We start from the raw sequence: 23,090 nt of genomic DNA, 5'->3' as shown, positions 1-23,090 counted from the left end.
ATGGATCAGACCGCCCTCATCAGCAGGGTGGCTGCGACCAGCACGGCCGCACCGCCGAACATCGACACCGCGTAGCTGCGGGCGAAGCCGTTCTGGAGCTTGCGCATCCGGCCCGACAGCCCGCCGAAGGCCGCCGCCGTCCCGTTCACCGCACCGTCCACGACCGTGTGGTCGAGGTAGACCAGGCTGCGGGTCAGGTGCTGCCCGCCGCTGACGAACACGGCGTGGTTGAAGTCGTCCTGGAGCAGGTCGCGGCGGGCCGACCGGGTGAGCAGCGAGCCGCGCGGCGCGACGACCGGCACCGGACGGCGTGCGTACTGCGCCCAGGCGACGCCGACGCCGAGGAGCATCATGGTGACGGTCGCGGCCGTGATCACCGGGATCGGGATGGGCGGGTGGGGGTGCTCGAACGACGTCACCGGCTCCAGCCAGTGGACGAACGCCTCGCCCCAGTTGAACAGGCCGCCCGCGAACACCGAGCCGAAGGCCAGGACGATCATCGGGATGGTCATCGACCGCGGCGACTCGTGCGGGTGGGGCTCCGCGTGCTCCCCGCTCTCCTGCGCCGACGGCTCGACGTCCGGGGAGGCGGGCGAGGGCGCCGGCCGGTTCTTCCAGCGCGGCTCGCCGAAGAACGTCAGGATCATCACGCGCGTCATGTAGTAGGCGGTGAGCCCCGCGCCCAGCAGCGTCGCACCGCCGAGCACCCAGCCCTGCACCCCGCCGGCCGAGAAGGCGGCCTCGATGATGAGGTCCTTGGAGAAGAAGCCGGACAGGCCGGGGAATCCGATGATGGCCAGGTAGCCGAGACCGAACGTGACGAAGGTGACCGGCATGTAGCGGCGCAGGCCGCCGTACTTGCGCATGTCGACCTCGTCGTTCATGCCGTGCATGACGGAGCCGGCCCCGAGGAACAGCCCGGCCTTGAAGAAGCCGTGGGTCACCAGGTGCATGATCGCGAAGGCGTAGCCGATCGGGCCCAGCCCGGCCGCCAGCACCATGTAGCCGATCTGCGACATGGTCGAACCGGCCAGCGCCTTCTTGATGTCGTCCTTCGCGCAACCGACGATCGCACCGAACAGCAGCGTGACCGCGCCGACGGTGACGACGACGGTCTGCGCCGTCGGGGCCGCGTCGAAGATCGCTCCGGAGCGGGTGATGAGGTAGACGCCCGCCGTGACCATCGTCGCCGCGTGGATCAGCGCCGAGACGGGCGTCGGGCCCTCCATCGCGTCGCCCAGCCAGGACTGCAGCGGCACCTGGGCCGACTTGCCGCAGGCCGCGAGGAGCAGCATCAGCCCGATGGCGGTGAGCGTGCCCTCCCCGGCCCGGTCGGCGTTCTCCAGCACCGGGCCGAAGGCGAACGTCCCGAACGTGGTGAACATCAGGAAGATCGCGATGGACAGGCCCATGTCGCCGACGCGGTTGACGATGAAGGCCTTCTTGGCCGCCGTCGCCGCGCTCGGCTTGTGCTGCCAGAAGCCGATGAGCAGGAACGAGGCGAGGCCCACGCCCTCCCAGCCGACGTACAGCAGCAGGTAGTTGTCGGCGAGGACGAGCAGCAGCATCGCCGCGAGGAACAGGTTCAGGTAGCCGAAGAAGCGCCGGCGGCGCTCGTCGTGCTCCATGTAGCCGATCGAGTACAGGTGGATCAGCGACCCGACCCCGGTGATCAGCAGCACGAAGGTCATGGACAGCTGGTCGAGCTGGAAGGCGACGTCCGCCTGGAAGCCCTGTACCGGAACCCAGCTGAACAGGTGCTGGTGCAGCGCCCGGTCCTCGCCCTCCCGGCCCAGCATGTCGAAGAACAGCACCGCGCCGATGACGAAGGACGTCGCCGCGAGCGCGGTGCCGAGCCAGTGCCCGGTGCGGTCCAGCCTTCGCCCGCCGCACAGCAGGACGGCCGCGCCGAGCAGGGGCGCCGCGACGAGCAGTCCGATCAAGGAATCCACTGGTACGTACCCCTTACAGCTTCATCAGGCTGGCGTCGTCGACCGAGGCCGAGTGACGGGAGCGGTAGAGCATCACGATGATCGCCAGACCCACGACGACCTCCGCGGCGGCGACGACCATGACGAAGAACGCCATGATCTGGCCGTCGAGGTTGCCGTGCATGCGGGAGAAGGCGACGAGCGTGAGGTTGGCCGCGTTCAGCATCAGCTCGATGGACATGAACACGATGATGGCGTTGCGCCGGATCAGGACGCCGGTGGCGCCGATCGTGAACAGCAGCGCGGCCAGATAGAGGTAGTTGACGGGATTCACTGACGGGCCTCCTCGCCGCGGCCGTGGTAGTCGGCGGTGCGCTTGTCGATGGCGGCCACCTCGGCCAACTGCTCCTGGCCGACCTCACGGAGCTGCCCGCGCTCGCGGAGCGTCTGGTTGACCGTCAGCTCGGACGGCGTCCCGTCGGGCAGCAGGCCCGGGCGGTCCACGGAGTTGTGCCGGGCGTAGACCCCGGGGGCGGGCAGCGGGGGCACGTGCTGGTTCAGCCGCACCCGCTCGATCGCCTGCTCCCGCTGCGTCCTGGCCTTCTCGGTGCGCTCGCGGTGGGTGAGCAGGGTGGCGCCGACGGCCGCGATCGTCAGCAGCGCGCCGGTGACCTCGAAGGCGACGACGTACTCGGTGAACAGCCGCTCGGCGATGCCCGGCACGTTGCCGCCGAACTCGGCGTTGGCGGCGCCGATCCCGACGAACGCCTCCGAGCCGAGCGTGGCCTGCCCGATGCCGCCGATCACCAGCATGGCCAGACCGAGGGCGCAGCCCAGGGCCAGCCAGCGCTGCCCCTTGATCGTCTCCTTCAGCGAGTCGGCCGTGGTGCGGCCGACCAGCATGAGCACGAACAGGAACAGCATCATGACCGCGCCGGTGTAGACGACGATCTGCACGACGCCGAGGAAGTAGGCGCCGTTGGCCAGGTAGAAGAGCGCCAGGATCACCATCGTCCCGGCCAGGCAGAGCGCGGAGTGCACCGCCCGGCGCAGCAGGACGGTGCCGAGCGCGCCCGCGACGGCGAGGACGCCGAGCACGTAGAACTGGACGGCCTCGCCGGTGGAGGTGTCGGCCGCGAGCAGACTCGCTGCGGTCGCTGCGGTGCTCACTGGTGCTTCACCCCCTCTGTGGACTCGCCGGGAGCCGTCGTGGCGTCGGGCGAGGCACCGGCGGAGGCCGGCTCGTCCGGTCCGAAGGTGTCCGCCGACGACTGCGGGGTGCCCGTGTCGTGGATCTCCTGCTGGACGGTGCCGGGCGCGGCCTCGGTGACCAGGCCCCGGTAGTAGTCCTTCTCCGTCATGCCGGGGAAGATCGCGTGCGGCGAGTCGACCATGCCCTCCGTCAGCCCGACGAGCAGCTCCTCCTTGGTGTAGATGAGCGACTCACGGGTGCGGTCGGCGAGTTCGTACTCGTTCGTCATGGTGAGCGCCCGCGTCGGGCACGCCTCCACGCACAGCCCGCACAGGATGCAGCGCAGGTAGTTGATCTGGTAGACGCGGCCGTAGCGCTCACCGGGCGAGTAGCGCTCCTCCTCGGTGTTGTCCGCGCCCTCCACGTAGATCGCGTCCGCCGGGCAGGCCCACGCGCACAGCTCGCAGCCGATGCACTTCTCCAGCCCGTCCGGGTGGCGGTTGAGCTGGTGACGGCCGTGGAAGCGGGGCGCGGTGGGCTTCTTGTACTCCGGGTACTGCTCGGTGAGCCGCTTCTTGAACATGGCCTTGAAGGTCACGCCGAAGCCGGCCACGGGGCCCAGGGGGTTAGGCATCGTCGGACTCCTTGCTCTCGCTGTCGGCCCCGCCCGCCTCCGGCGCGCCCGCTCCGACGGAGGCGGTCTCCCGCTCCCAGCGCGAGGGGCGTCGCGGAACGGGTGGCAGGGACTGGCCGGGCAGCGGCGGCACCGGGTAGCCGCCGGCCATGGGATCGAAATCGGACCGCTGCTTGGCCGCCTCGCGGGCCGCCACCGCCTCCGCCTCGCGGGCGCCCCGGTCGCGGAAGACGTCCACCACGAACGACACGAGCAGCAGCGCGATGATGCCGCCGGAGACCCACAGGACGATCTCGCCGAAGTCGTAGCCCTCGTTGCGCAGGGCCCGGACGGTGGCCACGAGCATGAGCCACACGAGCGAGACCGGGATGAGGACCTTCCAGCCGAGCTTCATGAACTGGTCGTAGCGGACGCGGGGCAGGGTGCCGCGCAGCCAGACGAAGCAGAACATCAGCGCCAGCAGCTTGACGGAGAACCACAGCATCGGCCACCAGCCGTGGTTGGCGCCCTCCCACACGCTGGAGATCGGCGCCGGGGCCCGCCAGCCGCCCAGGAACAGGGTGACGGCCAGCGCCGAGACGGTGACCATGTGGATGTACTCGGAGAGCATGAACAGCGCGAACTTGATCGACGAGTACTCGGTGCTGAAGCCCGCCACCAGGTCGCCCTCGGACTCCGGCATGTCGAACGGGTGCCGGTGCGCCTCGCCCACCATGGACACGGCGTAGATGACGAACGACACCGGCAGCAGCACCGCGAACCAGGTGTCGGCCTGCGCCCCGACGATCGTCGAGGTGGACATCGACCCGGAGTAGAGGAAGACGGCGGCGAAGCTGAGGCCCATCGCGACCTCGTAGCTGATGATCTGCGCCGTGGCGCGCACGCCGCCGAGCAGCGGGTACGTCGAGCCCGAGGACCAGCCCGCGAGCACGGTGCCGTAGGCGGCGATGGAGGCGGTGGCCAGGATGAAGAGGATGGCGACGGGCAGGTCGGTGAGCTGCATCGTCGTCCGGGTGCCGAAGATCGACACCTCGTTCCCGGCCGGACCGAAGGGGATCACCGCGAACGCCATGAACGCGGGGATCGTGGCGAGGACGGGGGCGAGGACGTAGACGAACTTGTCCGCCCCCTTGACGATCACGTCCTCCTTCAGCATGAGCTTCACGCCGTCGGCGAGCGACTGGAGCATGCCCCACGGGCCGTGCCGGTTGGGACCGATGCGCCGCTGCATCCAGGCGATGACCTTGCGCTCCATGACGATGGAGATCAGCACCGTCAGCATGAGGAACGCGAAGCAGAACACCGCCTTGAGCGCGATCAGCCACAGCGGGTCCTGCCCGAACATCGACAGGTCCTCGACGGCCAGCACGGACGGGCTGCTCACGCCCGTCCGCTCCGGCAGGACGGCGGCCACGACTGCGGTCACGACTGCACCTCCGGTGCCTCGGTGGGGGCGGCGCCCTCGGCCGCGGCGATCTGCACCAGCTCACCGGGCAGCGCCCCGGTGTCCCGGGCGATCCCGCCGCCGGTGGAGTTGAGCGGGAGCCACACGACCCGGTCCGGCATCGGCGTGAGGGCGACCGGCAGCGTCACCGTCCCGATCGGCCCGGTGACGGCGAGCAGGTCGCCGTCGGCGACCCCGGCCTCCCGCGCGGTGGCGGCGGAGAGCCGGGCCGGCGCCGGGTGCCGGGTGCCGGCCAGCGCCTCGTCGCCCTCCTGCATCCGGCCCTGGTCGAGCAGCATGCGGTGCCCGGCGAGCACGGCCTCCCCGGCCGCCGCGGCGGGCAACGGGCCGCCGGACGCGGCGGGGTCGGCGGCCCGGTCGCCCTCCCAGGCGCCGAGCCGGTCCAGCTCCGCGCGCGCGGTGCGGACGTCGGGCAGGCCGAGGTGGACGTCGAGGGCGTCGGCCAGCATCGTCAGCGCCCGGGCGTCGGGGAAGACGAAGCGGCGCGTCATCTGGTCCGGCTTGATCGCGGCCTCGAACGGACGCGTCCGGCCCTCCCAGTTCAGGAAGGCCCCGGACTTCTCCGCGACGGCGGAGACCGGCAGGACGACGTCCGCCCGGTCCGTGACGTCGCTGGGCCGCTGCTCCAGGCTGACCAGGAACCCGACCGCGTCCAGCGCCTCGACCGCGCGGGCCGGGTCCGGCAGGTCGGTGACCTCCACGCCGCCGACCACCAGCGCGGCCAGCTCGCCGTTGGCGGCGGCCTCCACGATCTGCCCGGTGTCGCGGCCGACGGCGCGGGGCAGGTCGGCGACGCCCCACACGGCGGCCGTCTCCTCCCGGGCGCGCGGGTCCGTCGCCGGCCGGCCGCCGGGCAGCAGCCCCGGCAGCGCCCCGACCTCGACCGCGCCGCGCTCACCCGCCCGGCGCGGAATCCAGGCCAGCCGGGCGCCCGTCGCCGTCGCGGTCCGCACGACGGCGGTCAGCGCGCCGGGCACGGCCGCCAGCCGCTCGCCCACGAGGATGACGGCGCCCTCCGCGCGCAGCGCCTCGGCCGCGCGCTGCCCCGTCTCGTCCAGGCCGACGCCGCCCGCCAGCGCGTCCAGCCACTCCGTCTCGGTGCCCGGAGCGGCGGGCAGCAGCGTGCCGCCGGCCTTCGTCAGGCCGCGCGTCGCGTGCGAGGCGACGGCGTAGAGGCGCTGGCCCTTCGTGCGGTGCGCCTTGCGCAGCCGCAGGAAGACGCCGGGCGCCTCCTCCTCCGCCTCCAGCCCGACCAGCAGCACGGCGGGCGCGGCCTCCAGACCCCGGTAAGTGACGCCCGCGCCCTCCAGGCTCACCCCGCGCCCGGCCACCCGGGCGGCCAGGAACTCGGCCTCCTCGGCGCTGTGGGCTCGGGCCCGGAAGTCGACGTCGTTCGTGCCGAGGGCGACGCGGGCGAACTTGGCGTAGGCGTAGGCGTCCTCGACCGTGAGTCGGCCGCCGGTCAGCACCCCGGCCCGGCCGCGCGCCCCGGCGAGCCCCTCGGCCGCCGCCCGGAGCGCGGCGGGCCAGTCCGTCGGCTCCAGCTCACCGGTCTCGGCGTTGCGCACCAGCGGGTGGGTGAGGCGGTCGGGGCGCTGGGCGTAGCGGAACGCGAAGCGGCCCTTGTCGCACATCCACTCCTCGTTGACCTCCGGGTCGTCCTGCGCGAGGCGGCGCATGACCTTGCCGCGCCGGTGGTCGGTGCGCGTCGCGCAGCCGCCCGCGCAGTGCTCGCACACGCTGGGCGAGGAGATGAGGTCGAACGGGCGGGAGCGGAACCGGTAGGCGGCCGACGTCAGCGCGCCCACCGGGCAGATCTGGATGGTGTTGCCGGAGAAGTACGACTGGAAGGGGTCGCCCTCGCCGGTGCCGACCTGCTGGAGGGCGCCGCGCTCCAGCAGCTCGATCATCGGGTCGCCGGCGATCTGGTTCGAGAAGCGGGTGCAGCGGGCGCACAGCACGCAGCGCTCCCGGTCCAGCAGCACCTGCGTGGAGATCGGCACCGGCTTCTCGAAGGTGCGCTTGCGGCCCTCGAACCGGCTCTCGGCGCTGCCGGTGGACATCGCCTGGTTCTGTAGCGGGCACTCACCGCCCTTGTCGCAGACCGGGCAGTCCAGCGGGTGGTTGATGAGCAGCAGCTCCATCACCCCGCGCTGCGCCTTCTCCGCGACGGGGGAGGTCAGCTGCGTGGCGACGACCATGCCGTCGGTGCAGGTGATGGTGCACGAGGCCATCGGCTTGCGCTGGCCCTCCACCTCGACGATGCACTGGCGGCAGGCGCCGGCCGGGTCGAGCAGGGGGTGGTCGCAGAAGCGCGGGATCTCGATGCCCAGCAGTTCGGCGGCCCGGATGACCAGGGTGCCCTTCGGCACGCTGATCTCGGTACCGTCGATCGTCAGGCTCACCATCTCCTCCGGCGGGCGCTCGGCCTCGCCGCCCCCGGAGGTCTTGGCGTCGGTGGTCACGGTCACGCGTTCACCTCCAGGTGTGCGTTGTCGTCGTCGCCGTCGGCGCCCGCGCCGTCGGCCCACACCGTGGACCGGGCGGGGTCGAAGGGGCAGCCGCGGCCGGTGATGTGCTGCTCGTACTCCTCGCGGAAGAACTGCAGGGAGGAGAAGATCGGGCTGGCCGCGCCGTCACCGAGGGCGCAGAAGGACTTGCCGTTGATGTTGTCGGCGATGTCCGCGATCTTGTCGAGGTCGGCCATGTCGGCCTTGCCCGCCTCGATGTCGCGCATCAGCTGGACCAGCCAGTACGTGCCCTCGCGGCAGGGCGTGCACTTGCCGCACGACTCGTGCGCGTAGAACTCCGTCCAGCGCGTGACGGCGCGCACGACGCACGTCGTCTCGTCGAAGCACTGGAGCGCCTTGGTGCCGAGCATGGAGCCGGCCGCGCCGACGCCCTCGTAGTCGAGCGGCACGTCCAGGTGCTCGTCGGTCAGCAGCGGCGTCGAGGAACCGCCCGGCGTCCAGAACTTCAGCCGGTGCCCCGGCCGCATGCCGCCGCTCAGGTCGAGCAGCTGGCGCAGGGTGACGCCCAGCGGCGCCTCGTACTGGCCGGGGTTCGCGACGTGGCCGGAGAGGGAGTACAGCGTGAAGCCCGGGGACTTCTCACTGCCCATCGAGCGGAACCACTCCTTGCCCTTGGCGAGGATCGCGGGAACCGAGGCGATGGACTCGACGTTGTTCACCACGGTGGGGCAGGCGTACAGGCCGGCGACGGCCGGGAAGGGCGGTCGCAGCCGGGGCTGGCCCCGGCGTCCCTCCAGGGAGTCCAGCAGCGCCGTCTCCTCACCGCAGATGTAGGCGCCGGCGCCCGCGTGCACGGTGAGTTCGAGGTCCTTGCCGGGCCCGAGCGCGTCCTTGCCGAGGTATCCGGCGGCGTACGCCTCCGCGACGGCGTGGTGCAACCGCCGCAGGACGGGCACCACTTCGCCGCGCAGGTAGATGAACGCGTGGTGGGAGCGGATCGCGTGGCAGGCGATCACGATGCCCTCGATGAGGGAGTGCGGGTTGGCGAAGAGCAGCGGGATGTCCTTGCAGGTGCCCGGCTCCGACTCGTCCGCGTTGACGACGAGGTAGTGCGGCTTGTCGTCGCCCTGCGGGATGAACTGCCACTTCATGCCGGTGGGGAAGCCCGCGCCGCCGCGGCCGCGCAGCCCCGCGTCCTTGACGTAGGCGATCAGCTCGTCCGGGTCCATGGCCAGGGCCTTGCGCAGGCCCTCGTAGCCGTCGTGGCGCCGGTAGGTCTCCAGCGTCCAGGACTCCGGTTCGTCCCAGAAGGCGGACAGGACGGGCGAGAGCAGCTTCTCGGCGGATTCCGTGGTCGTCATCGCCCCTCCTCGCGCTGGTCGTCACGCCGGTCGTCGGGTGCGCCCGCCGGGTCCGGCCGGCCCGGGACGGGGCCGGTGGGGTGGGCCGGGTCGGAGGCGGCGGTGCGCTCGGGCGCGTCGTGCGAGCTGGGGTGGGTGCCGCCGGGACCGGCGGCGCTCCTCGGCGGCGCCGGCTCGGCGCGCGGTCCGACGACGCGGCCCGCGGGCGCCTCGCCCTTCGCCAGCCGGAGCCCGGCCAGCGAGGCGGGGCCCGCGCCGCCGGTGGCCTCCGTGGCGCCGGGGCGCTCGTCGGGGAAGCCGGCCAGGATGCGGGAGGTCTGCTTGAAGGTGCACAGCGGCGCACCGCGCGTCGGCCGCACCTCGGCCCCGGCCCGCAGCTCGTCGACGAGCCGCTTGGCGGACTCGACGGTCTGGTTGTCGAAGAACTCCCAGTTCACCATCAGCACCGGCGCGAAGTCGCAGGCGGCGTTGCACTCGATGTGTTCGAGCGTGACGGCGCCGTCCTCCGTCGTCTCCCCGTTGCCGACGCCCAGGTGGTCCTGGAGGGCGGCGAAGATGGCGTCACCGCCGAGGACCGCGCACAGGGTGTTGGTGCACACCCCGACCTGGTACTCCCCGCCCGGCCTGCGCCGGTACATGGAGTAGAACGTCGCGACGGCGGTGACCTCGGCGGTGGTCAGGTCGAGCGTCTCGGCGCAGAACCGCATCCCCGTCGGGGTCACGTGGCCCTCTTCGGACTGCACCAGGTGCAGCAGCGGCAGCAGCGCGCTGCGGCTGTCCGGATACCGTCCGACGATCTCCTCGGCGTCGCCGGCGAGCCGGGCGCGCACGTCGGCGGGGTAGTCCGGGGCGGGCAACTGCGGCATGCCCAGGCTGACGTCGCTCACCGGTCGACACCTCCCATCTCAGTGGCCTGCGGAATGTTGCTCATCAGCTGTACGACCTCCGCTGGTCGGGCGCCGGGATCTGGGCGCCCTTGTACTCGACGGGAATGCCACCGAGGGGGTAGTCCTTGCGCTGCGGGTGGCCCTGCCAGTCGTCCGGCATCATGATCCGCGTCAGCGCGGGATGGCCGTCGAAGACGATGCCGAAGAAGTCGTAGGTCTCGCGCTCGTGCCAGTCGTTCGTCGGGTAGATCTCCACCACCGACGGCACGTGGGGGTCGCCGTCCGGCACGCCGACCTCCAGCCGCACGACCCGGCTGGCGTGGGTGAGCGAGCGCAGGTGGTAGACGGCGTGCAGCTCGCGGCCCTGGTCGCCGGGGTAGTGCACCCCGCTGACGCCGCTGCACTGCTCGAAGCGCAGCGCCGGGTCGTCGCGCAGGATGCGGCAGACCTCCCTGAGGTACTCGCGCTCGATGTGGAAGGTCAGTTCGTCCCGGTCGACGACGGTCTTGGTGATGACGTTCGACGGCACGAGGCCCTGCTCGTCCAGGGCGCCCTCGAGCTCGTCGGCGATCTCGTCGAAGTAGGAGCCGTAGGGGCGGGTGGCCGCGCCGGGCAGCCGCACGGTGCGCACCAGGCCGCCGTAGCCGGAGGTGTCGCCCCCGGCGCTGGGCCCGAACATGCCGCGCCGGACGCCGATGACGTCACCGGCGTCGGTGCGGGCGGCGGGTACGGAGGCGCCGTTGGCCCCGGCGTCCTCGGGGTGCTGGTCGTCGGTCACCGCAGGAGACCCTTCATCTCGATCGTCGGGAGCGCCTTCAGGGCCGCTTCCTCCGCCTCACGGGCCGCCTGCTCGCGGTTGACGCCGAGCTTCTCGTCCCGGATCTTCTCGTGCAGCTTGAGGATGGCGTCCATCAGCATCTCGGGGCGCGGCGGGCAGCCGGGCAGGTAGATGTCGACCGGCACGATGTGGTCGACGCCCTGCACGATGGCGTAGTTGTTGAACATCCCGCCCGAAGAGGCGCACACGCCCATCGAGATGACCCACTTGGGGTTCGGCATCTGGTCGTAGACGTGCCGCAGGACGGGCGCCATCTTCTGACTCACCCGGCCTGCGACGATCATGAGGTCGGCCTGGCGCGGCGAGGCGCGGAAGACCTCCATGCCGAAGCGCGCCAGGTCGTACCGGCCGGCGCCGGCCGTCATCATCTCGAACGCGCAGCAGGCGAGCCCGAACGTCGCCGGAAACACCGAGGACTTGCGGGCGAGCCCCGCTGCCTTCTCGACGGTGCTGAGCAGGAAGCCGCTCGGCAGCTTCTCCTCGATTCCCATACCGATCCCCTATCCGTTGTCCGCCGGCCCGAGATGTGTGCTGGTCAGTCCCACTCCAGACCTCCCCGGCGCCAGTCGTAGGCGTAGGCGACGCCGATGAGGCCGACGAAGATCAGCATCTGGACGAGGCCGAACATCCCGAGGGCGTCGAAGTGGACGGCCCAGGGGTAGAGGAAGACGATCTCGACGTCGAAGACGATGAAGAGCATCGCGGTGATGTAGTACTTCACCGGGAAGCGCCCGCCGGTGGCCGGCATGGGAGTGGGCTCGATGCCGCACTCGTACGCCTCCAGCTTGGCGCGGTTGTAGCGCTTGGGTCCGATGATCGAGGCCATCACCACGGAGAACACCGCGAAGGCCGCGCCTAGGGCTCCGAGCACGAGGATGGGCACGTAGGCGTTCACCGCACCTCGCTCCTTCCAGTCGCCGATGACTAGCTGGGGTCCGCTGCGGGCCCGTTCTCCGCCCCGAGGGGTTGCAGAGATCGTGCAATTGTGAGGCAGTTCACAAGCCCGAGTGGGTGCATCCTATGCCTCCGCCTCTGTGACATGCGACACGGGGTACAGGACTGACTTTGTGATCTTCAACACCCGGTGATCGATCAGCGGTTGGATCGACGGTCCGTGTTCGCACGCGAAGCCCGCGAACGGTCACCGAAGGTAATTTTTGCAGGCTTCGCCGCAGGTTGAAAGAGTTTGAGCTAGCAAAACATGTGCCGTCCATGCAAATTCGCAATGGACAGCCTCACGTGCTAGCGACGCGGCCCCGAGTGCGGCGCGAGAGACGGGCGGGGTGCCGTTCCGTGACGGCGCGACTCCCTTGTGCACGCACGCACAACCCGTCCCTTCCGCGGGCGGACGGCGGACGGCGGACGGCGCGATGAGTTTCCGGGGCGTCCGGTGTCCACACCGGTGTGGGACCGCCACCGGCCGTCCCGGACCGTACGGAAGGAGAACCCCCATGCCGCGCATCACCCCCACCCTGTGGTTCGACACCCGGGGCGAGGAGGCCGCCGCGTTCTACTGCTCGGTCTTCCCGAACTCCCGGATCACCCACGTCGCCCACTACGGCGAGGCCGGTCCGCGCCCGGCCGGCACCGTGCTCACCGTCGACTTCGAGCTGGACGGCCAGCGGTACGTCGCCCTCAACGGCGGGCCCGAGTTCACCTTCGACGAGGCGGTCTCGCTCTCGATCGACTGCGCCGACCAGGACGAGGTCGACCACTACTGGACGAAGCTGGCCGAAGGCGGCGAGGAAGGGCCCTGCGGGTGGCTCAAGGACCGCTACGGGCTGTCCTGGCAGGTCGTCCCGCGTCGGCTGGAGGAACTGCTGGCCGACCCGGACGCCGCCCGGGCCGACCGCGCGATGAAGGCCATGCTGGGCATGAAGAAGCTGGACGTCGCCGCGCTGGAGGCCGCGGCCGACGGTACGGCCTGAGCCGGACGCCGGACGCCGCCCCCGGCGCGGGTTCAGCGGTCGACGCCGCCCAGCACGGGGTCGACGGAGGCGATCGTCACGATGACGTCGGCGATCTGGCCGCCCTCGACCATCGCGGCGATGGCCTGCATGTTGGCGAAGGACGGGTCGCGGAAGTGCACCCGGTAGGGCCGGGTGCCGCCGTCGCTCACGGTGTGCACGCCGAGCTCGCCCTTCGGGGACTCCACCGCGATGTACGCCTGGCCCGGCGGTACCCGGAACCCCTCGGTGACCAGCTTGAAGTGGTGGATCAGGGACTCCATGGAGGTGCCCATGATCTGCCGGATGTGGTCGAGGGAGTTGCCGAGGCCGTCGGGGCCGAGCGCGAGCTGGGCGGGCCAGGCGATCTTCTTGTCGCCCACCATCACCGGGCCCGGCTCCAGCCGGTCCAGGCACTGCTCGACGATCCGCAGCGACTGGCGCATCTCCTCCAGCCTGATGAGGAACCGCCCGTAGGCGTCGCAGGTGTCGGTGGTCGGGACGTCGAAGTCGTACGTCTCGTACCCGCAGTAGGGCGCCGTCTTGCGCAGGTCGTGCGGCAGGCCCGTGGAGCGCAGCACCGGGCCGGTGAGCCCGAGCGCCATGCAGCCCGCGAGGTCCAGGTAGGCGATGTCCTGCAATCGCGCCTTGAAGACCGGGCTGTTGGTCGCGAGGGTGTCGAACTCGCCGAAGTTCTTGCGGAGGGTCTTCACCGTCTCCCGGATGGCGTCGACCGAGCCGGGCGGCAGGTCCTGCGCCAGACCCCCGGGCCGGATGAAGGCGTGGTTCATCCGCAGGCCGGTGATCTGCTCGAAGAGGTCGAGGATCATCTCCCGGTCCCGGAAGCCGAAGACCGCCACCGTGGTGGCGCCCAGCTCCATGCCGCCGGTGGCGATGGCGATGAGGTGGGAGCTGATCCGGTTGAGCTCCATGAGCAGGACGCGGATGATCGTCGCCCGGTCCGGGATCTGGTCCTCGATGCCGAGCAGCTTCTCCACGGACATGCAGTAGGCGGCCTCGTTGTGGAACGAGGTCAGGTAGTCCATGCGCGTCACGTACGTCGACCCCTGGGTCCACGTGCGGTACTCGAGGTTCTTCTCGATCCCGGTGTGGAGGTAGCCGACGCCGCAGCGGCACTCGGTGACGGTCTCCCCGTCGATCTCCAGGATCAGGCGGAGCACGCCGTGGGTGGACGGGTGCTGGGGGCCCATGTTGACGACGATCCGTTCGTCGTCGTTCGCCTGGACACCCTGGACGACGTCGTCCCAGTCCCCGCCCGTGACCGTGTAGACCGTCCCCTCGGTGGTTTCGCGGCCAGGTGCGTGTGACGTTGAGGTGCTCATCAGCTGTACGACCTCCGCTGATCAGGGTCCGGGATGACTAGCCTGTCCGCTCGTGCGATTGTGAGGCAGTTCACAAGTCCGAGTGCCTGCATCCTATGCCCCGACCTCTGTGACATGCGACACGGGGCCGACCCCGTCTTTGTGATCCTCAACACCCGGACGCCGCCCCGGTGGTCACCACCACCCGGATCAGCACACGCAAAGCCTGCGAACGCGCACGGGGCGTCATGTGCGCCCCCCGAGGCGCAGCTCCGGGGGTGTGCGCCTAGCAAAGGGAGGCCCGGCCTTCCAAATTCGCAATGGACACCTCGACGTGCTAGCCGAGGCCACACACGCCATCCCGCGGCCCTTCGACGTCGAGCGGCCAGGCGGTACACCTCTTCCTGAATTCAGGAAGAGGTGTACTCTCATGGCGTGCTGACCCTTGCCTCCGACATCGAGGTGCTGGCCCGGTTCGGCCGCGCACTCGCCGACCCGATCCGCTGCCGCATCCTGCTCGCCCTGCGCGAAGCCCCCGCCTACCCGGCCGACCTCGCCGACGCGCTCGGCGTCTCGCGGAGCCGGTTGTCGAACCACCTGGCGTGCCTGCGCGACTGCGGCCTGGTCGTCACCGTTCCGGACGGGCGCCGCACCCGCTACGAACTCGCCGACGCCCGCCTCGGCCACGCGCTGGACGACCTGCGCGCCGCCGTGGTGGCCGTCGCGTCCGACCGCACGTGCACCGACGCCGAGACGAAGGGCTGCTGCCGCCCATGACCGCCGAGACCTCGGTGTCCCCCGGTCCGTCCCCGGACCGCCGCGAGGAACTCGCCCGGCGGATACGGTGGCTGGTCGCCGCGACGGTCACCTACAACGTGATCGAGGCGGTCGTCGCGATCACCGCCGGCACCATCGCCTCCTCCACCGCACTGATCGGATTCGGGCTCGACTCGATCATCGAGGTCTCCTCCGCCGCCGCCGTCGCCTGGCAGTTCTCCGCCCGCGACCACACCGCCCGCGCGGCGCGCGAGCAGCGCGCCCTGCGGATCATCGCGGTGTCGTTCTTCGCGCTCGCCGCGTACGTCGCCGTCGCCGCCGTCCGCGCACTGGCCGGTACCGGGGAGGCGGAACGATCGGTCACCGGCATCGTCATCGCGGCCCTGTCGCTCGCGATCATGCCGTTCCTGTCCGCGGCCCAGCGCCGGGCCGGCCGCGAACTCGGCTCCGCGTCCGCCGTCGCCGACTCCCGGCAGACGCTGCTGTGCACCTATCTGTCCGCCGTGCTGCTGCTCGGCCTGATCCTCAACGCGACTCTCGGGTGGTCCTGGGCCGACCCCGTCGCCGCCCTCGTCATCGCCGCCGTCGCCGTCAAGGAGGGCCGCGACGCCTGGCAGGGCCGGGGCTGCTGCACGGTCCCCACCGGAGCGGCCATGCCCTCGGCCGGTGCCGCGCCCGAGGCGTGCGGCTGCCGCACCGAAGGCGCCTGCCGCGCCTGACCGCCGGGGCGGGTCGGGCGCGGCAGGCGCCGAGAGCGGGTCCGCCGAGGACCGGGGCCGTGGCGGCGCGGTGCCAGCGGCGGTTCAGGCCGCGGTCGTCAGTTCGGCGCGGCCGAAGAGAAGGGCGTAGCCACGCGGCAGACGGGCGAGGACGCGATCCAGCAGGTCGTCCCCGGCGAGGCGACCGACGGCGGCCAGGACGGTGCCGGCGTCCCAACGCGTCGTGGCCGGGGTCCCGCCGGTGCGGGCGGCCAGGTCGTGCACGAAGGACGAACCCGTCAGGGGGACGGTGTCGGGTATCTCTCCGGTCAGGACGCGGGCGGCCTCGCCGGGCAGGCAGGCGGCCAGCTCCTCCCGGACGTCACCGGAGAGCTGTCGGCCCAACGCGGAGAGGACGGCGCACAGGACCTCCTCGGCCCGCTCGCGCGTCGGGTACGCGCCCTCGTACCGCACGTGCTCCAGGAGCTGGGCGTGGGTGACGGCCCTTTCCGTACCGGACGGTTGCCGCTGGGTGAGCATCGGTGACGCCTTTCTCTGCTGGTCGCTGGGATGGTCTCGGCCCCAGGGGCCGGGTCGGTTCGGCTAGTGCTGCGGGTGTCCGAAGAGGATGTCGTAGCCGGGCGGGAGCTGGAGCAGGATGCGGCGGGTCAGCTCCTCCCCCGCCGCGTCGGCGGCGACGCTGAGGACGGCGCCGACGTCCCAGGCCGCGGTCTTCTCGGTGGCTCCCTCGATCCACGCCGCTGTGGCCCGGACGAACCGCTCGGCCGACAGCGGCTCCGACGCCTGGAGCGGGTTGAGCAGGATGATCGAGAAGGACTCCGGGAGCCGGGCGGCCAACTCCGACCGGACCTCGCCGACCAGATGGGCCCCGAGCAGGGCCAGAACGGTCCGGGACGCCCGGTCGGCCTCCTCACGTGTGCCGTACTCACCGCGTTCCCGCACCTGGTCGAGGAACGCGTCTGCTCGCATCACCACCACGCCACCTCCTCGGGGCGGCGGCGGGAGGGCGGAACCCCTCAAAGCACCGTCGGAAAGAGGACCGTGCTCCCGCCGCCGGTCGACGGCGCCGACTCAGCCGCTGATCTGCTTGCGCCCGGACCCCTCGCCGATGGTGATCTTGCGGGGCTTGGCCCGCTCGGCGATCGGGATGCGCACGGTCAGCACGCCGGCGTCGTAGTCGGCCTTGATGCGGTCGGTGTCCAGCGTGTCCGCGAGGACGACCTGGCGTGAGAAGACCCCGAACGTCCGCTCCGACAGCTCCATCTGGACGTCGTCGCCGTTGACGGCGGGGCGGCGCTCGGCCTTGACCGTCAGCATGTTCCGCTCGACGTCGATGTCGATCGCCTCGGCGGATACGCCGGGCAGGTCGAGAGCGATCACGTACGCGTCGCCCTCCCGGTAGGCGTCCATCGGGACCACCGACGGCCGGGACCACGTCCCAGCGGTACCGAGGAACTGCTGCGTGAGCCGGTCGAGCTCGCGGAAGGGGTCGGTGCGCATCAACATCGTCTGCACCTCCATCACCGTGTGAGTGCCAATGCGCTGTTCTTGCCTCCTGTTGTAGCATGTCATCGAAACGATGACAACTCACGACGTCATCCAGTGGATGACATCACAGCGGCAACCACCAGAAGCCGCCAACAGGAACCACCGGCAGAAACCACCGACGACGCACCAGGGGACCCGATGAGACCCGCCGACGAACACGCCCCGCACCAGCGCCGCGCACCCACCTCCTTCTCGGCCGCCGTGGAGGCGCTGAGCACGATCGACGCCACGCTGCGCACGGCGCACACACACCGGCCCGGCCAGGGACACGACGCCGGGCTGACGGACTCCGAACAGGCCCTGGCCGCCCTCCTCCTCCTGCGCGAGCTGCGCACCCGGCTCGCCGGATGGGAGGCCGGGCTCATCGAGGCGGCCCGCGACGCGGGGGCCAGCTGGGCCGACCTGGCCCGCCCGCTCGGCGTCGCCAGCCGACAGGCCGCCGAGCGGCGGTACCTGCGCGTCCGCCCCGGCGCCGCGGGCAGCACCGGCGAGGAGCGGGTGCAGGCCACCCGCGACCGACGGGCCGCGGACCGCACCGTCACGACATGGGCACGGGCGAACGCCGCCGAGCTGCGCCAGCTCGCCGGGCAGGTCACCGCCCTCACGGATCTGCCCACCCGGCCGCACTCCCCCGTGACCCGCCTCGCCGACGCGCTGGGCGAGGACGACGCCGCCCGCCTCGTCGCCCCGCTCACCGACGCCGGGACCCTCCTCCAGGACCGCCACCCCGAGCTCGCCGCCCGCGTCGACGCCCTCACCGACCGGGTCGACCGGCTCCGCCAGGACAGCGACGGACGGCGCCCGGCGGACTGAGGCGACGGCGGGTGATTCGGGGCTTTTGCCGGAACTTGCCGACCGAAGCCGCCCGGCCCTCACTGACGCGAAGTCAGGACTGCGCGTCAACGTACACATTGCGCCGGTTGACTCGATTCAGCGCATTGTCCGTTTGGGGTGTTAGAGGGTGAAGCAGCGTTCGACTCACTCTGTGATCTGGGTCACCAAACCTGCTCGGCGGCAACTGTCATGTTGGCGTTACCGGGCCGAGACATGCTAGGCCCGCCCCGGCGGCCGACAAAGCGGACAACTGCGTGGTCGTGGGCCCGTAGTCGGACAGGACGCGACCCCTGAACGCCCCCTGACGCCGGATCAAATGCCGCGAAACGGACGCCACCTCGGGGCCTGTGGTGCAGAACACGACGCTTGAGGGGAACGTCGGACGCCTGGTAGCCCTTTCCCCATGTCCTCGAACGCTCACATACGAAGCCACCGGAAACCCCGGCGTTCCTCCCGGAACACGCTGATCCGCTCGGGTGTTGCCGGTGGCGTCTTCACGACCCTCGCGGTGACCGGTGCGGCCTCGCCGACGTCCGCCGCGAGCCAGGCGTCCTCGGTCGACAGCACGGTCGAGATGCCGACGCTGAGCGGCGTCCTCACCGCGGGTGCCGAGGAGGCCGCGCACGCCACCCAGACCATCGCCATCCAGTACGACGTGGAGGCGGCGAAGGAGCAGGCGGCCGCCAACGCCAAGAAGGCCGCGGCGGAGACCAGGGAGAAGGCCGAGGCCAAGGCCGAGGCCAAGCGCAAGGCCGCGGCCAAGAAGGCCGCCGAGGAGGCCGCCGAGGCCGAGGCCGCCGAGGAGGCCGAGCGCGCGGCCGCCGAGCGCGCCGAGGAGCGGCGCACGGCGTCCCGCAGCACCGAGCGCCCCGACGCCCCCAGCACCACGAGCGCGCCCGCGCCCGCGCCGTCCAACGCCACCGGCAGCGCCGCGGCGGTCGTCAACTTCGCCCGCGCCCAGGTCGGCAAGGCCTATGTCATGGGCGCCACCGGCCCGAGCGCCTACGACTGCTCCGGTCTCACCGGTGCCGCGTTCCGCCAGGTGGGCATCAACCTGCCGCGCGTCTCGCAGGACCAGTCCGTGACCGGTACGCAGGTCCCGCTGAGCCAGGTGCAGCCCGGGGACATCCTGTACTGGGGCAGCGCGGGCAGCGCCTACCACGTCGCCATCTACGTCGGTGACGGGAAGTTCGTGGGCGCCCAGAACTCCTCGACGGGCGTCGTCGAGCGGGACATGAGCTGGGACATGCCGACCGGAGCGGTCCGCGTCCTCTGATCCACTACGACGTTGCCGGCCTGCGCGACCGCTCAGGCCGGCAACGTCGTGTCGACGACGAAGGCGATCTCGACGAACTGGCCGGGGAAGGCCAGTTCCGTGACACCGAGGACGGTGTTGGCGGGGCGGTGGTCGCCGTAGTACGCGGGGTTGCCCGCCATCAGGGCCGCACCGTTCTGCCGCAGACCGACGACGTACACGGTCTGCGAGACGATCTGCTTCCGGGTCGCCCCGTAGTGGTCCAGGATCGCGTCCATGTTGACGTAGGTCTGCCCGAGCTGGGCGCCGAAGTCGTCCGCGTGGACGAACTCGCCCGCGTCGTCGTAGGAGAACTGTCCCGAGGCGTGGATGAGAGTGCCGGACCTGACGGCCTGCGCGTAGCCGAAGGCGCTCTCGGCCGGGACGTTGCGGTGGAAGGCGTCGATCGTGGTGGCCATGGGCCGGGCCCTTCTGTAGTGCTCTCCAGTGGTTACCGGGAAACCCTAGGAGAGTTACCGTCTACCGGGAAGAACGCACTTTCCGGTGACGGAGGAACCTCATGGTGACCACGCGGCAGCGCCAGGACCTGCCCGAGGACGCGGACCTGCGGCGTGCCGACTCGCTCGCCCGGGAGATCTTCTCGGACGTCGCCAACAAGTGGGCGCTCCTGATCATCGAAGCCCTCGGTGAGCGCACCCTGCGCTTCAGCGAGGTGCGGGACGAGGTGGCGGGCGTCAGCCACAAGATGCTCACCCAGAACCTGCGCATGCTGGAGCGCAACGGCCTCGTCGACCGGACGGTGCACCCCACCGTTCCCCCTCGGGTCGAGTACACCCTCACCGAGCCGGGCCGGGCGCTGCGCGCGACGGTCGACGCCCTGTGCGCGTGGACGCAGCGGCACCTCGGGCACATCGAGGACGCGCGCCGCCGCTTCGAGGGCTGACGGACGCCGAAGCGGCGGCCGCCCCCCGATCAGGCGGGGAGGGCCGCCGCTACCTCGGCGTGCGGGGCGGGTGCGCTCAGGCGCGGGGGGCGACGCGGGAGAGGCCGTTGATGACGCGGTCCATCGCGTCGCCGCCCGTCGGGTCGGTCAGGTTGGCCAGCAGCTTGAGGGTGAAACGCATCAGCAGCGGGTGCGACAGGCCGCGTTCGGCGGCGAGCTTCATGACCTTCGGGTTGCCGATGAGCTTCACGAAGGCCCGGCCGAGGGTGTAGTAGCCGCCGTAGGTGTCGGCGAGCACCTTGGGATAGTGCCGCAGGGCCCGCTCACGCTGGAGCGCGGTCTGCCGGGACTGCGCCTGCACGACGACGTCGGCCGCCATCGCCCCGGACTCCATGGCGTACGCGATGCCCTCGCCGTTGAACGGGTTCACCAGCCCGCCCGCGTCGCCGACGAGCAGCAGGCCGCGCGTGTAGTGCGGCTTGCGGTTGAAGGCCATGGGCAGGGCGGCGCCCCGGATGGGCGTCGTCATGTTGTCGGGGGTGTAGCCCCACTCCTCCGGCATGGAGGCGCACCACGCCTTCAGCACCTCGCGCCAGTCCAGCTCGCGGAAGGCGCTGGAGCTGTTGAGGATGCCGAGGCCGACGTTGGACGTACCGTCGCCCATGCCGAAGATCCAGCCGTAGCCGGGGAGCAGGCGGTCCTCGGCGCCCCGGCGGTCCCACAGCTCCAGCCACGACTCCAGGTAGTCGTCGTCGTGCCGGGGCGAGGTGAAGTAGGTGCGCACCGCGACGCCCATCGGGCGGTCCTCGCGGCGGTGCAGGCCCATCTTGAGCGACAGCCGGGTGGAGTTGCCGTCGGCGGCGACGACCACGGGCGCGCGGAAGACGGCGGGCCGCCGGTCCTCGCCGAGCTTCGCCTCGACGCCGGTGATGCGCCCGGCGGCGTCCAGGACCGGGTCGCCGACGTTGCAGCGCTCGTACAGTCGCGCCCCGGCCTTCTCGGCCTGCCGGGCCAGCTGCTCGTCGAAGTCGTCGCGCTTGCGGACGAGTCCGTAGTCGGGGTAGCTCGCCAGGTCCGGCCAGTCGAGCTGGAGGCGCTGGCCGCCCGCGATGATGCGCAGCCCCTTGTTGCGCAGCCAGCCGGCCTCCTCGGAGATGTCGATCCCCATGGCGACGAGCTGCTTGACGGCGCGCGGCGTCAGGCCGTCGCCGCAGACCTTCTCGCGGGGGAACGCCGTCTTCTCCAGCAGCAGGACGTCGAGCCCCGAACGGGCCAGATGGTACGCGGTCGTGGACCCGGCGGGCCCCGCCCCGACGACGATCACATCGGCCTGGTGCTCCGAGGCCGGCTTCGACTGCGGTTCCGCCACGAGGACTCCCGGGGATGAGGGCACTGGTCCGGGAAGTCTATGCGTCGCGCCCGGCCGCTCCGGGGTCAGGGCGTGGTGCCCGGCTTCGTTCCCCGGTGCAGGGCGACGATGCCGCCGGTCAGGTCGCGCCACGCGACGCGGGACCAGCCCGCCCGCTGCAACCGCCGCGCCAGCTGGGGCTGGTCGGGCCAGGAGCGGATGGACTCGGCGAGGTACACGTACGCGTCCGGGTTGGAGCACACGGTCCGGGCGATCGGCGGCAGCGCCTTCATCAGGTACTCGGAGTAGAGGGTGCGCAGGGGCCGCAGCACGGGCTGGCTGAACTCGCACACGACGATCCGGCCGCCGGGACGCGTCACCCGGAGCATCTCGCCCAGCGCGGCCTGCGTGTCCTGCACGTTGCGCAGGCCGAAGGAGATGGTGACGGCGTCGAACGCGTCGTCGCGGAACGGCAGCCGGGTGGCGTCGCCCGCCGTGAACGGCAGCCAGGAGTGACGCTGTCGGCCCTCGGCCAGCATGCCGGTGCTGAAGTCGCAGGGGACGGTGTAGGCGCCGGCCCGGGAGAACGGCAGGGAGGACGTCCCCGTCCCGGCGGCGAGGTCGAGCACGCGCTCCCCCGGGCGCGCGGCCACCGCCTGCGCCACGGCACGGCGCCACAGCCGGGCCTGGCCCAGCGAGATGACGTCGTTGGTGAGGTCGTACTTGGCCGCGACCCGGTCGAACATCGCGGCGACGTCGTGGGGCTGCTTCTCCAGGCTGGCGCGCGTCACACGGCCATTGTTCACCCTCCCCGGCCCGGCGTCGGCGCCGGGGGTGCCGTCGGCGCGGGTCAGTGGCCGGGCGGCCCGGCGGTGCGCAGCGGGAGGCCCGCCGCGACCCGGCGCTTCACCTCGGCGACGTCGCGCAGACCGGCGACGCAGGTGACCGCGTCGCCGTTCGCGTCATGGTCGTCGAACACGTCGAGGAGGTCGCGGTCGAAGTGCTCCAGCATGCGGGGGTCGTCCTCGTCGATCACGTCCGGCCGAACGGCGACGTCGAGCCTCGGCCGGCCGATGACGGTCCCGGCCCGCAGCGCGCCGCCGATGGTGAAGTGGTGGTTCTCGCCGTAGAAGAGGCGGGCCCGCACGTCGCCGTCGACGCGGGCGGAGCAGTCGTTGTAGTCGCCGACGAGCCGGTCGGTGGTCAGGTCGCCGTACACGTCGAGCCAGCCGGCGGTCACGACGTCGCGGGCCCGCATGGCACCGGTCACCAGCAGCAGGGACTCGGGGTCGTCGCTGTCGCGGTACACGCCGTCCACCGTGAGATCACCGAGCACGGCCAGGAAGTGGACACGCTCCCGCGTCAGGTCGAGGTCGCCGGGGACGTGCAGGTCGCCGTCGGCCACCCAGACGTCGCGGACGGCGTCCCCGGACCCGTCCAGGGCGGCGGTCACCTGCGCGACGGTGTGGTGGTTGCGGAGTCCCCCGACCGCCGCGACGGCCTCCGCCCGCGAGAGCCGACCCCGTCGGAAGCTGCGCACGTTCGCGATCACGACCGCGAGCCTAGCGCCGGGCGGGGGCCGTGTGGGGGCCGGGGCCGGGGGGCCGGGGGAGGCTCCC

General features: G+C 71.6%; 25 protein-coding genes. 6 read left to right on the top strand and 19 right to left on the bottom strand.

Annotation, left to right across the window (positions count from 1 at the left end):
* Positions 1-5: 5 nt before the first annotated feature.
* The 11 genes from nuoL to IF129_RS21155 all read right to left on the bottom strand — a co-directional run bounded on the left by nuoL (position 6) and on the right by IF129_RS21155 (position 11,674).
* The gene (gene nuoL / locus IF129_RS21205) at positions 6-1,952 is read right to left on the bottom strand and encodes an NADH-quinone oxidoreductase subunit L (protein WP_191211353.1); all 1,947 of its coding nucleotides are present in this window, start codon (positions 1,950-1,952) and stop codon (positions 6-8) included.
* 13 nt (positions 1,953-1,965) lie between these two features.
* Positions 1,966-2,265, bottom strand: a complete 300-nt coding sequence (gene nuoK / locus IF129_RS21200) for an NADH-quinone oxidoreductase subunit NuoK (RefSeq protein WP_191211352.1) — start codon at positions 2,263-2,265, stop codon at positions 1,966-1,968.
* Positions 2,262-3,101, bottom strand: a complete 840-nt coding sequence (locus IF129_RS21195) for an NADH-quinone oxidoreductase subunit J (RefSeq protein ID WP_318153870.1) — start codon at positions 3,099-3,101, stop codon at positions 2,262-2,264. Before IF129_RS21195 ends, nuoK begins: the two co-directional genes overlap by 4 nt.
* Positions 3,098-3,757 (bottom strand): NADH-quinone oxidoreductase subunit NuoI, encoded by a 660-nt coding sequence (nuoI, locus tag IF129_RS21190; protein WP_191211351.1) that lies wholly within the window; start codon positions 3,755-3,757, stop codon positions 3,098-3,100. Before nuoI ends, IF129_RS21195 begins: the two co-directional genes overlap by 4 nt.
* On the bottom strand, positions 3,750-5,102 hold the full coding sequence (nuoH, locus tag IF129_RS21185) for an NADH-quinone oxidoreductase subunit NuoH (RefSeq protein WP_191211389.1): 1,353 nt from the start codon (positions 5,100-5,102) through the stop codon (positions 3,750-3,752). The genes nuoI and nuoH overlap by 8 nt, the downstream gene beginning before the upstream one ends.
* Before the next feature lie 77 nt (positions 5,103-5,179).
* Entirely contained in the window at positions 5,180-7,693 is a 2,514-nt protein-coding gene (locus tag IF129_RS21180; RefSeq protein WP_191211350.1) for an NADH-quinone oxidoreductase subunit G, read from the bottom strand.
* Positions 7,690-9,054 carry an NADH-quinone oxidoreductase subunit NuoF gene (gene nuoF, locus IF129_RS21175; RefSeq protein ID WP_191211349.1) on the bottom strand — a complete coding sequence of 455 codons (1,365 nt, stop codon included), beginning with the start codon at positions 9,052-9,054 and terminating at the stop codon, positions 7,690-7,692. The genes IF129_RS21180 and nuoF overlap by 4 nt, the downstream gene beginning before the upstream one ends.
* On the bottom strand, positions 9,051-9,920 hold the full coding sequence (nuoE, locus tag IF129_RS21170) for an NADH-quinone oxidoreductase subunit NuoE (RefSeq protein WP_191211388.1): 870 nt from the start codon (positions 9,918-9,920) through the stop codon (positions 9,051-9,053). The genes nuoF and nuoE overlap by 4 nt, the downstream gene beginning before the upstream one ends.
* A gap of 64 nt (positions 9,921-9,984) precedes the next feature.
* The gene (locus tag IF129_RS21165) at positions 9,985-10,719 is read right to left on the bottom strand and encodes an NADH-quinone oxidoreductase subunit C (protein WP_191211348.1); all 735 of its coding nucleotides are present in this window, start codon (positions 10,717-10,719) and stop codon (positions 9,985-9,987) included.
* Entirely contained in the window at positions 10,716-11,270 is a 555-nt protein-coding gene (locus IF129_RS21160) for a NuoB/complex I 20 kDa subunit family protein (protein ID WP_191211347.1), read from the bottom strand. The genes IF129_RS21165 and IF129_RS21160 overlap by 4 nt, the downstream gene beginning before the upstream one ends.
* A 44-nt stretch (positions 11,271-11,314) precedes the next feature.
* Entirely contained in the window at positions 11,315-11,674 is a 360-nt protein-coding gene (locus tag IF129_RS21155; protein WP_191211346.1) for an NADH-quinone oxidoreductase subunit A, read from the bottom strand.
* Positions 11,675-12,230: 556 nt separating this feature from the next.
* Here IF129_RS21155 and IF129_RS21150 point away from each other — a divergent pair.
* Positions 12,231-12,707, top strand: coding sequence for a VOC family protein (locus tag IF129_RS21150; RefSeq protein WP_191211345.1), 477 nt, complete (start codon positions 12,231-12,233; stop codon positions 12,705-12,707).
* A gap of 32 nt (positions 12,708-12,739) precedes the next feature.
* On the opposite strand, the gene IF129_RS21145 is transcribed toward IF129_RS21150, so the two are convergent.
* A complete protein-coding gene (locus tag IF129_RS21145) occupies positions 12,740-14,068 on the bottom strand; it encodes an NADH-quinone oxidoreductase subunit D (RefSeq protein WP_191211344.1) in 1,329 nt (442 codons plus the stop codon).
* 414 nt (positions 14,069-14,482) lie between these two features.
* Between IF129_RS21145 and IF129_RS21140 the strand changes: the two genes are divergently transcribed.
* Both IF129_RS21140 and IF129_RS21135 read left to right on the top strand, forming a co-directional pair.
* Positions 14,483-14,824, top strand: coding sequence for an ArsR/SmtB family transcription factor (locus tag IF129_RS21140; RefSeq protein WP_191211343.1), 342 nt, complete (start codon positions 14,483-14,485; stop codon positions 14,822-14,824).
* Positions 14,821-15,543 (top strand): cation transporter, encoded by a 723-nt coding sequence (locus IF129_RS21135; RefSeq protein ID WP_191211342.1) that lies wholly within the window; start codon positions 14,821-14,823, stop codon positions 15,541-15,543. The genes IF129_RS21140 and IF129_RS21135 overlap by 4 nt, the downstream gene beginning before the upstream one ends.
* Before the next feature lie 84 nt (positions 15,544-15,627).
* On the opposite strand, the gene IF129_RS21130 is transcribed toward IF129_RS21135, so the two are convergent.
* From IF129_RS21130 to IF129_RS21120, 3 genes are all read right to left on the bottom strand, one after another.
* Positions 15,628-16,062, bottom strand: coding sequence for a DUF2267 domain-containing protein (locus IF129_RS21130; protein ID WP_191211341.1), 435 nt, complete (start codon positions 16,060-16,062; stop codon positions 15,628-15,630).
* A gap of 63 nt (positions 16,063-16,125) precedes the next feature.
* Entirely contained in the window at positions 16,126-16,512 is a 387-nt protein-coding gene (locus tag IF129_RS21125) for a DUF2267 domain-containing protein (protein WP_191211387.1), read from the bottom strand.
* A gap of 102 nt (positions 16,513-16,614) precedes the next feature.
* The gene (locus tag IF129_RS21120) at positions 16,615-17,049 is read right to left on the bottom strand and encodes an Hsp20/alpha crystallin family protein (protein WP_191211386.1); all 435 of its coding nucleotides are present in this window, start codon (positions 17,047-17,049) and stop codon (positions 16,615-16,617) included.
* A 180-nt stretch (positions 17,050-17,229) separates the two neighbouring features.
* Here IF129_RS21120 and IF129_RS21115 point away from each other — a divergent pair, with 180 nt between their 5' ends.
* Complete coding sequence (locus IF129_RS21115) at positions 17,230-17,904, top strand: type III effector protein (protein ID WP_191211340.1); 675 nt, start codon at positions 17,230-17,232, stop codon at positions 17,902-17,904.
* A 424-nt stretch (positions 17,905-18,328) separates the two neighbouring features.
* The gene (locus IF129_RS21110) at positions 18,329-19,201 is read left to right on the top strand and encodes a C40 family peptidase (protein WP_191211339.1); all 873 of its coding nucleotides are present in this window, start codon (positions 18,329-18,331) and stop codon (positions 19,199-19,201) included.
* A 32-nt stretch (positions 19,202-19,233) separates the two neighbouring features.
* Here IF129_RS21110 and IF129_RS21105 read toward each other — a convergent pair whose 3' ends face one another.
* The gene (locus tag IF129_RS21105) at positions 19,234-19,638 is read right to left on the bottom strand and encodes a RidA family protein (RefSeq protein WP_191211338.1); all 405 of its coding nucleotides are present in this window, start codon (positions 19,636-19,638) and stop codon (positions 19,234-19,236) included.
* 101 nt (positions 19,639-19,739) lie between these two features.
* Here IF129_RS21105 and IF129_RS21100 point away from each other — a divergent pair, with 101 nt between their 5' ends.
* A complete protein-coding gene (locus IF129_RS21100; protein WP_191211337.1) occupies positions 19,740-20,123 on the top strand; it encodes a winged helix-turn-helix transcriptional regulator in 384 nt (127 codons plus the stop codon).
* 76 nt (positions 20,124-20,199) lie between these two features.
* Here IF129_RS21100 and IF129_RS21095 read toward each other — a convergent pair whose 3' ends face one another.
* The 3 genes from IF129_RS21095 to IF129_RS21085 all read right to left on the bottom strand — a co-directional run bounded on the left by IF129_RS21095 (position 20,200) and on the right by IF129_RS21085 (position 23,023).
* Positions 20,200-21,492: a geranylgeranyl reductase family protein gene (locus IF129_RS21095; RefSeq protein ID WP_191211336.1), complete on the bottom strand. Its 1,293-nt coding sequence runs from the start codon at positions 21,490-21,492 to the stop codon at positions 20,200-20,202.
* Between the two features lie 65 nt (positions 21,493-21,557).
* On the bottom strand, positions 21,558-22,262 hold the full coding sequence (locus tag IF129_RS21090) for a demethylmenaquinone methyltransferase (RefSeq protein WP_191211335.1): 705 nt from the start codon (positions 22,260-22,262) through the stop codon (positions 21,558-21,560).
* A 59-nt stretch (positions 22,263-22,321) separates the two neighbouring features.
* Complete coding sequence (locus tag IF129_RS21085; RefSeq protein ID WP_191211334.1) at positions 22,322-23,023, bottom strand: hypothetical protein; 702 nt, start codon at positions 23,021-23,023, stop codon at positions 22,322-22,324.
* Between the last annotated feature and the right edge of the window lie 67 nt (positions 23,024-23,090).

It is taken from the genome of Streptomyces chumphonensis, from assembly GCF_014779715.1.
Classification (GTDB): Bacteria; Actinomycetota; Actinomycetes; order Streptomycetales; family Streptomycetaceae; genus Streptomyces; species Streptomyces chumphonensis.
This window is presented reverse-complemented; position numbering and strand designations above follow the sequence as displayed.

Bases quoted from the DNA above. Each gene is read 5' to 3' on its own strand.
- nuoI (WP_191211351.1), bottom strand. From the start codon at position 3,757: ATGCCTAACCCCCTGGGCCCCGTGGCCGGCTTCGGCGTGACCTTCAAG.
- nuoH (WP_191211389.1), bottom strand. From the start codon at position 5,102: ATGTTCGGGCAGGACCCGCTGTGGCTGATCGCGCTCAAGGCGGTGTTC.
- nuoF (WP_191211349.1), bottom strand. From the start codon at position 9,054: ATGACGACCACGGAATCCGCCGAGAAGCTGCTCTCGCCCGTCCTGTCC.
- nuoE (WP_191211388.1), bottom strand. From the start codon at position 9,920: ATGCCGCAGTTGCCCGCCCCGGACTACCCCGCCGACGTGCGCGCCCGG.
- IF129_RS21160 (WP_191211347.1), bottom strand. From the start codon at position 11,270: ATGGGAATCGAGGAGAAGCTGCCGAGCGGCTTCCTGCTCAGCACCGTC.
- IF129_RS21150 (WP_191211345.1), top strand. From the start codon at position 12,231: ATGCCGCGCATCACCCCCACCCTGTGGTTCGACACCCGGGGCGAGGAG.
- IF129_RS21145 (WP_191211344.1), bottom strand. From the start codon at position 14,068: ATGAGCACCTCAACGTCACACGCACCTGGCCGCGAAACCACCGAGGGG.
- IF129_RS21135 (WP_191211342.1), top strand. From the start codon at position 14,821: ATGACCGCCGAGACCTCGGTGTCCCCCGGTCCGTCCCCGGACCGCCGC.
- IF129_RS21130 (WP_191211341.1), bottom strand. From the start codon at position 16,062: ATGCTCACCCAGCGGCAACCGTCCGGTACGGAAAGGGCCGTCACCCAC.
- IF129_RS21125 (WP_191211387.1), bottom strand. From the start codon at position 16,512: ATGCGAGCAGACGCGTTCCTCGACCAGGTGCGGGAACGCGGTGAGTAC.
- IF129_RS21120 (WP_191211386.1), bottom strand. From the start codon at position 17,049: ATGTTGATGCGCACCGACCCCTTCCGCGAGCTCGACCGGCTCACGCAG.
- IF129_RS21115 (WP_191211340.1), top strand. From the start codon at position 17,230: ATGAGACCCGCCGACGAACACGCCCCGCACCAGCGCCGCGCACCCACC.
- IF129_RS21110 (WP_191211339.1), top strand. From the start codon at position 18,329: ATGTCCTCGAACGCTCACATACGAAGCCACCGGAAACCCCGGCGTTCC.
- IF129_RS21105 (WP_191211338.1), bottom strand. From the start codon at position 19,638: ATGGCCACCACGATCGACGCCTTCCACCGCAACGTCCCGGCCGAGAGC.
- IF129_RS21100 (WP_191211337.1), top strand. From the start codon at position 19,740: ATGGTGACCACGCGGCAGCGCCAGGACCTGCCCGAGGACGCGGACCTG.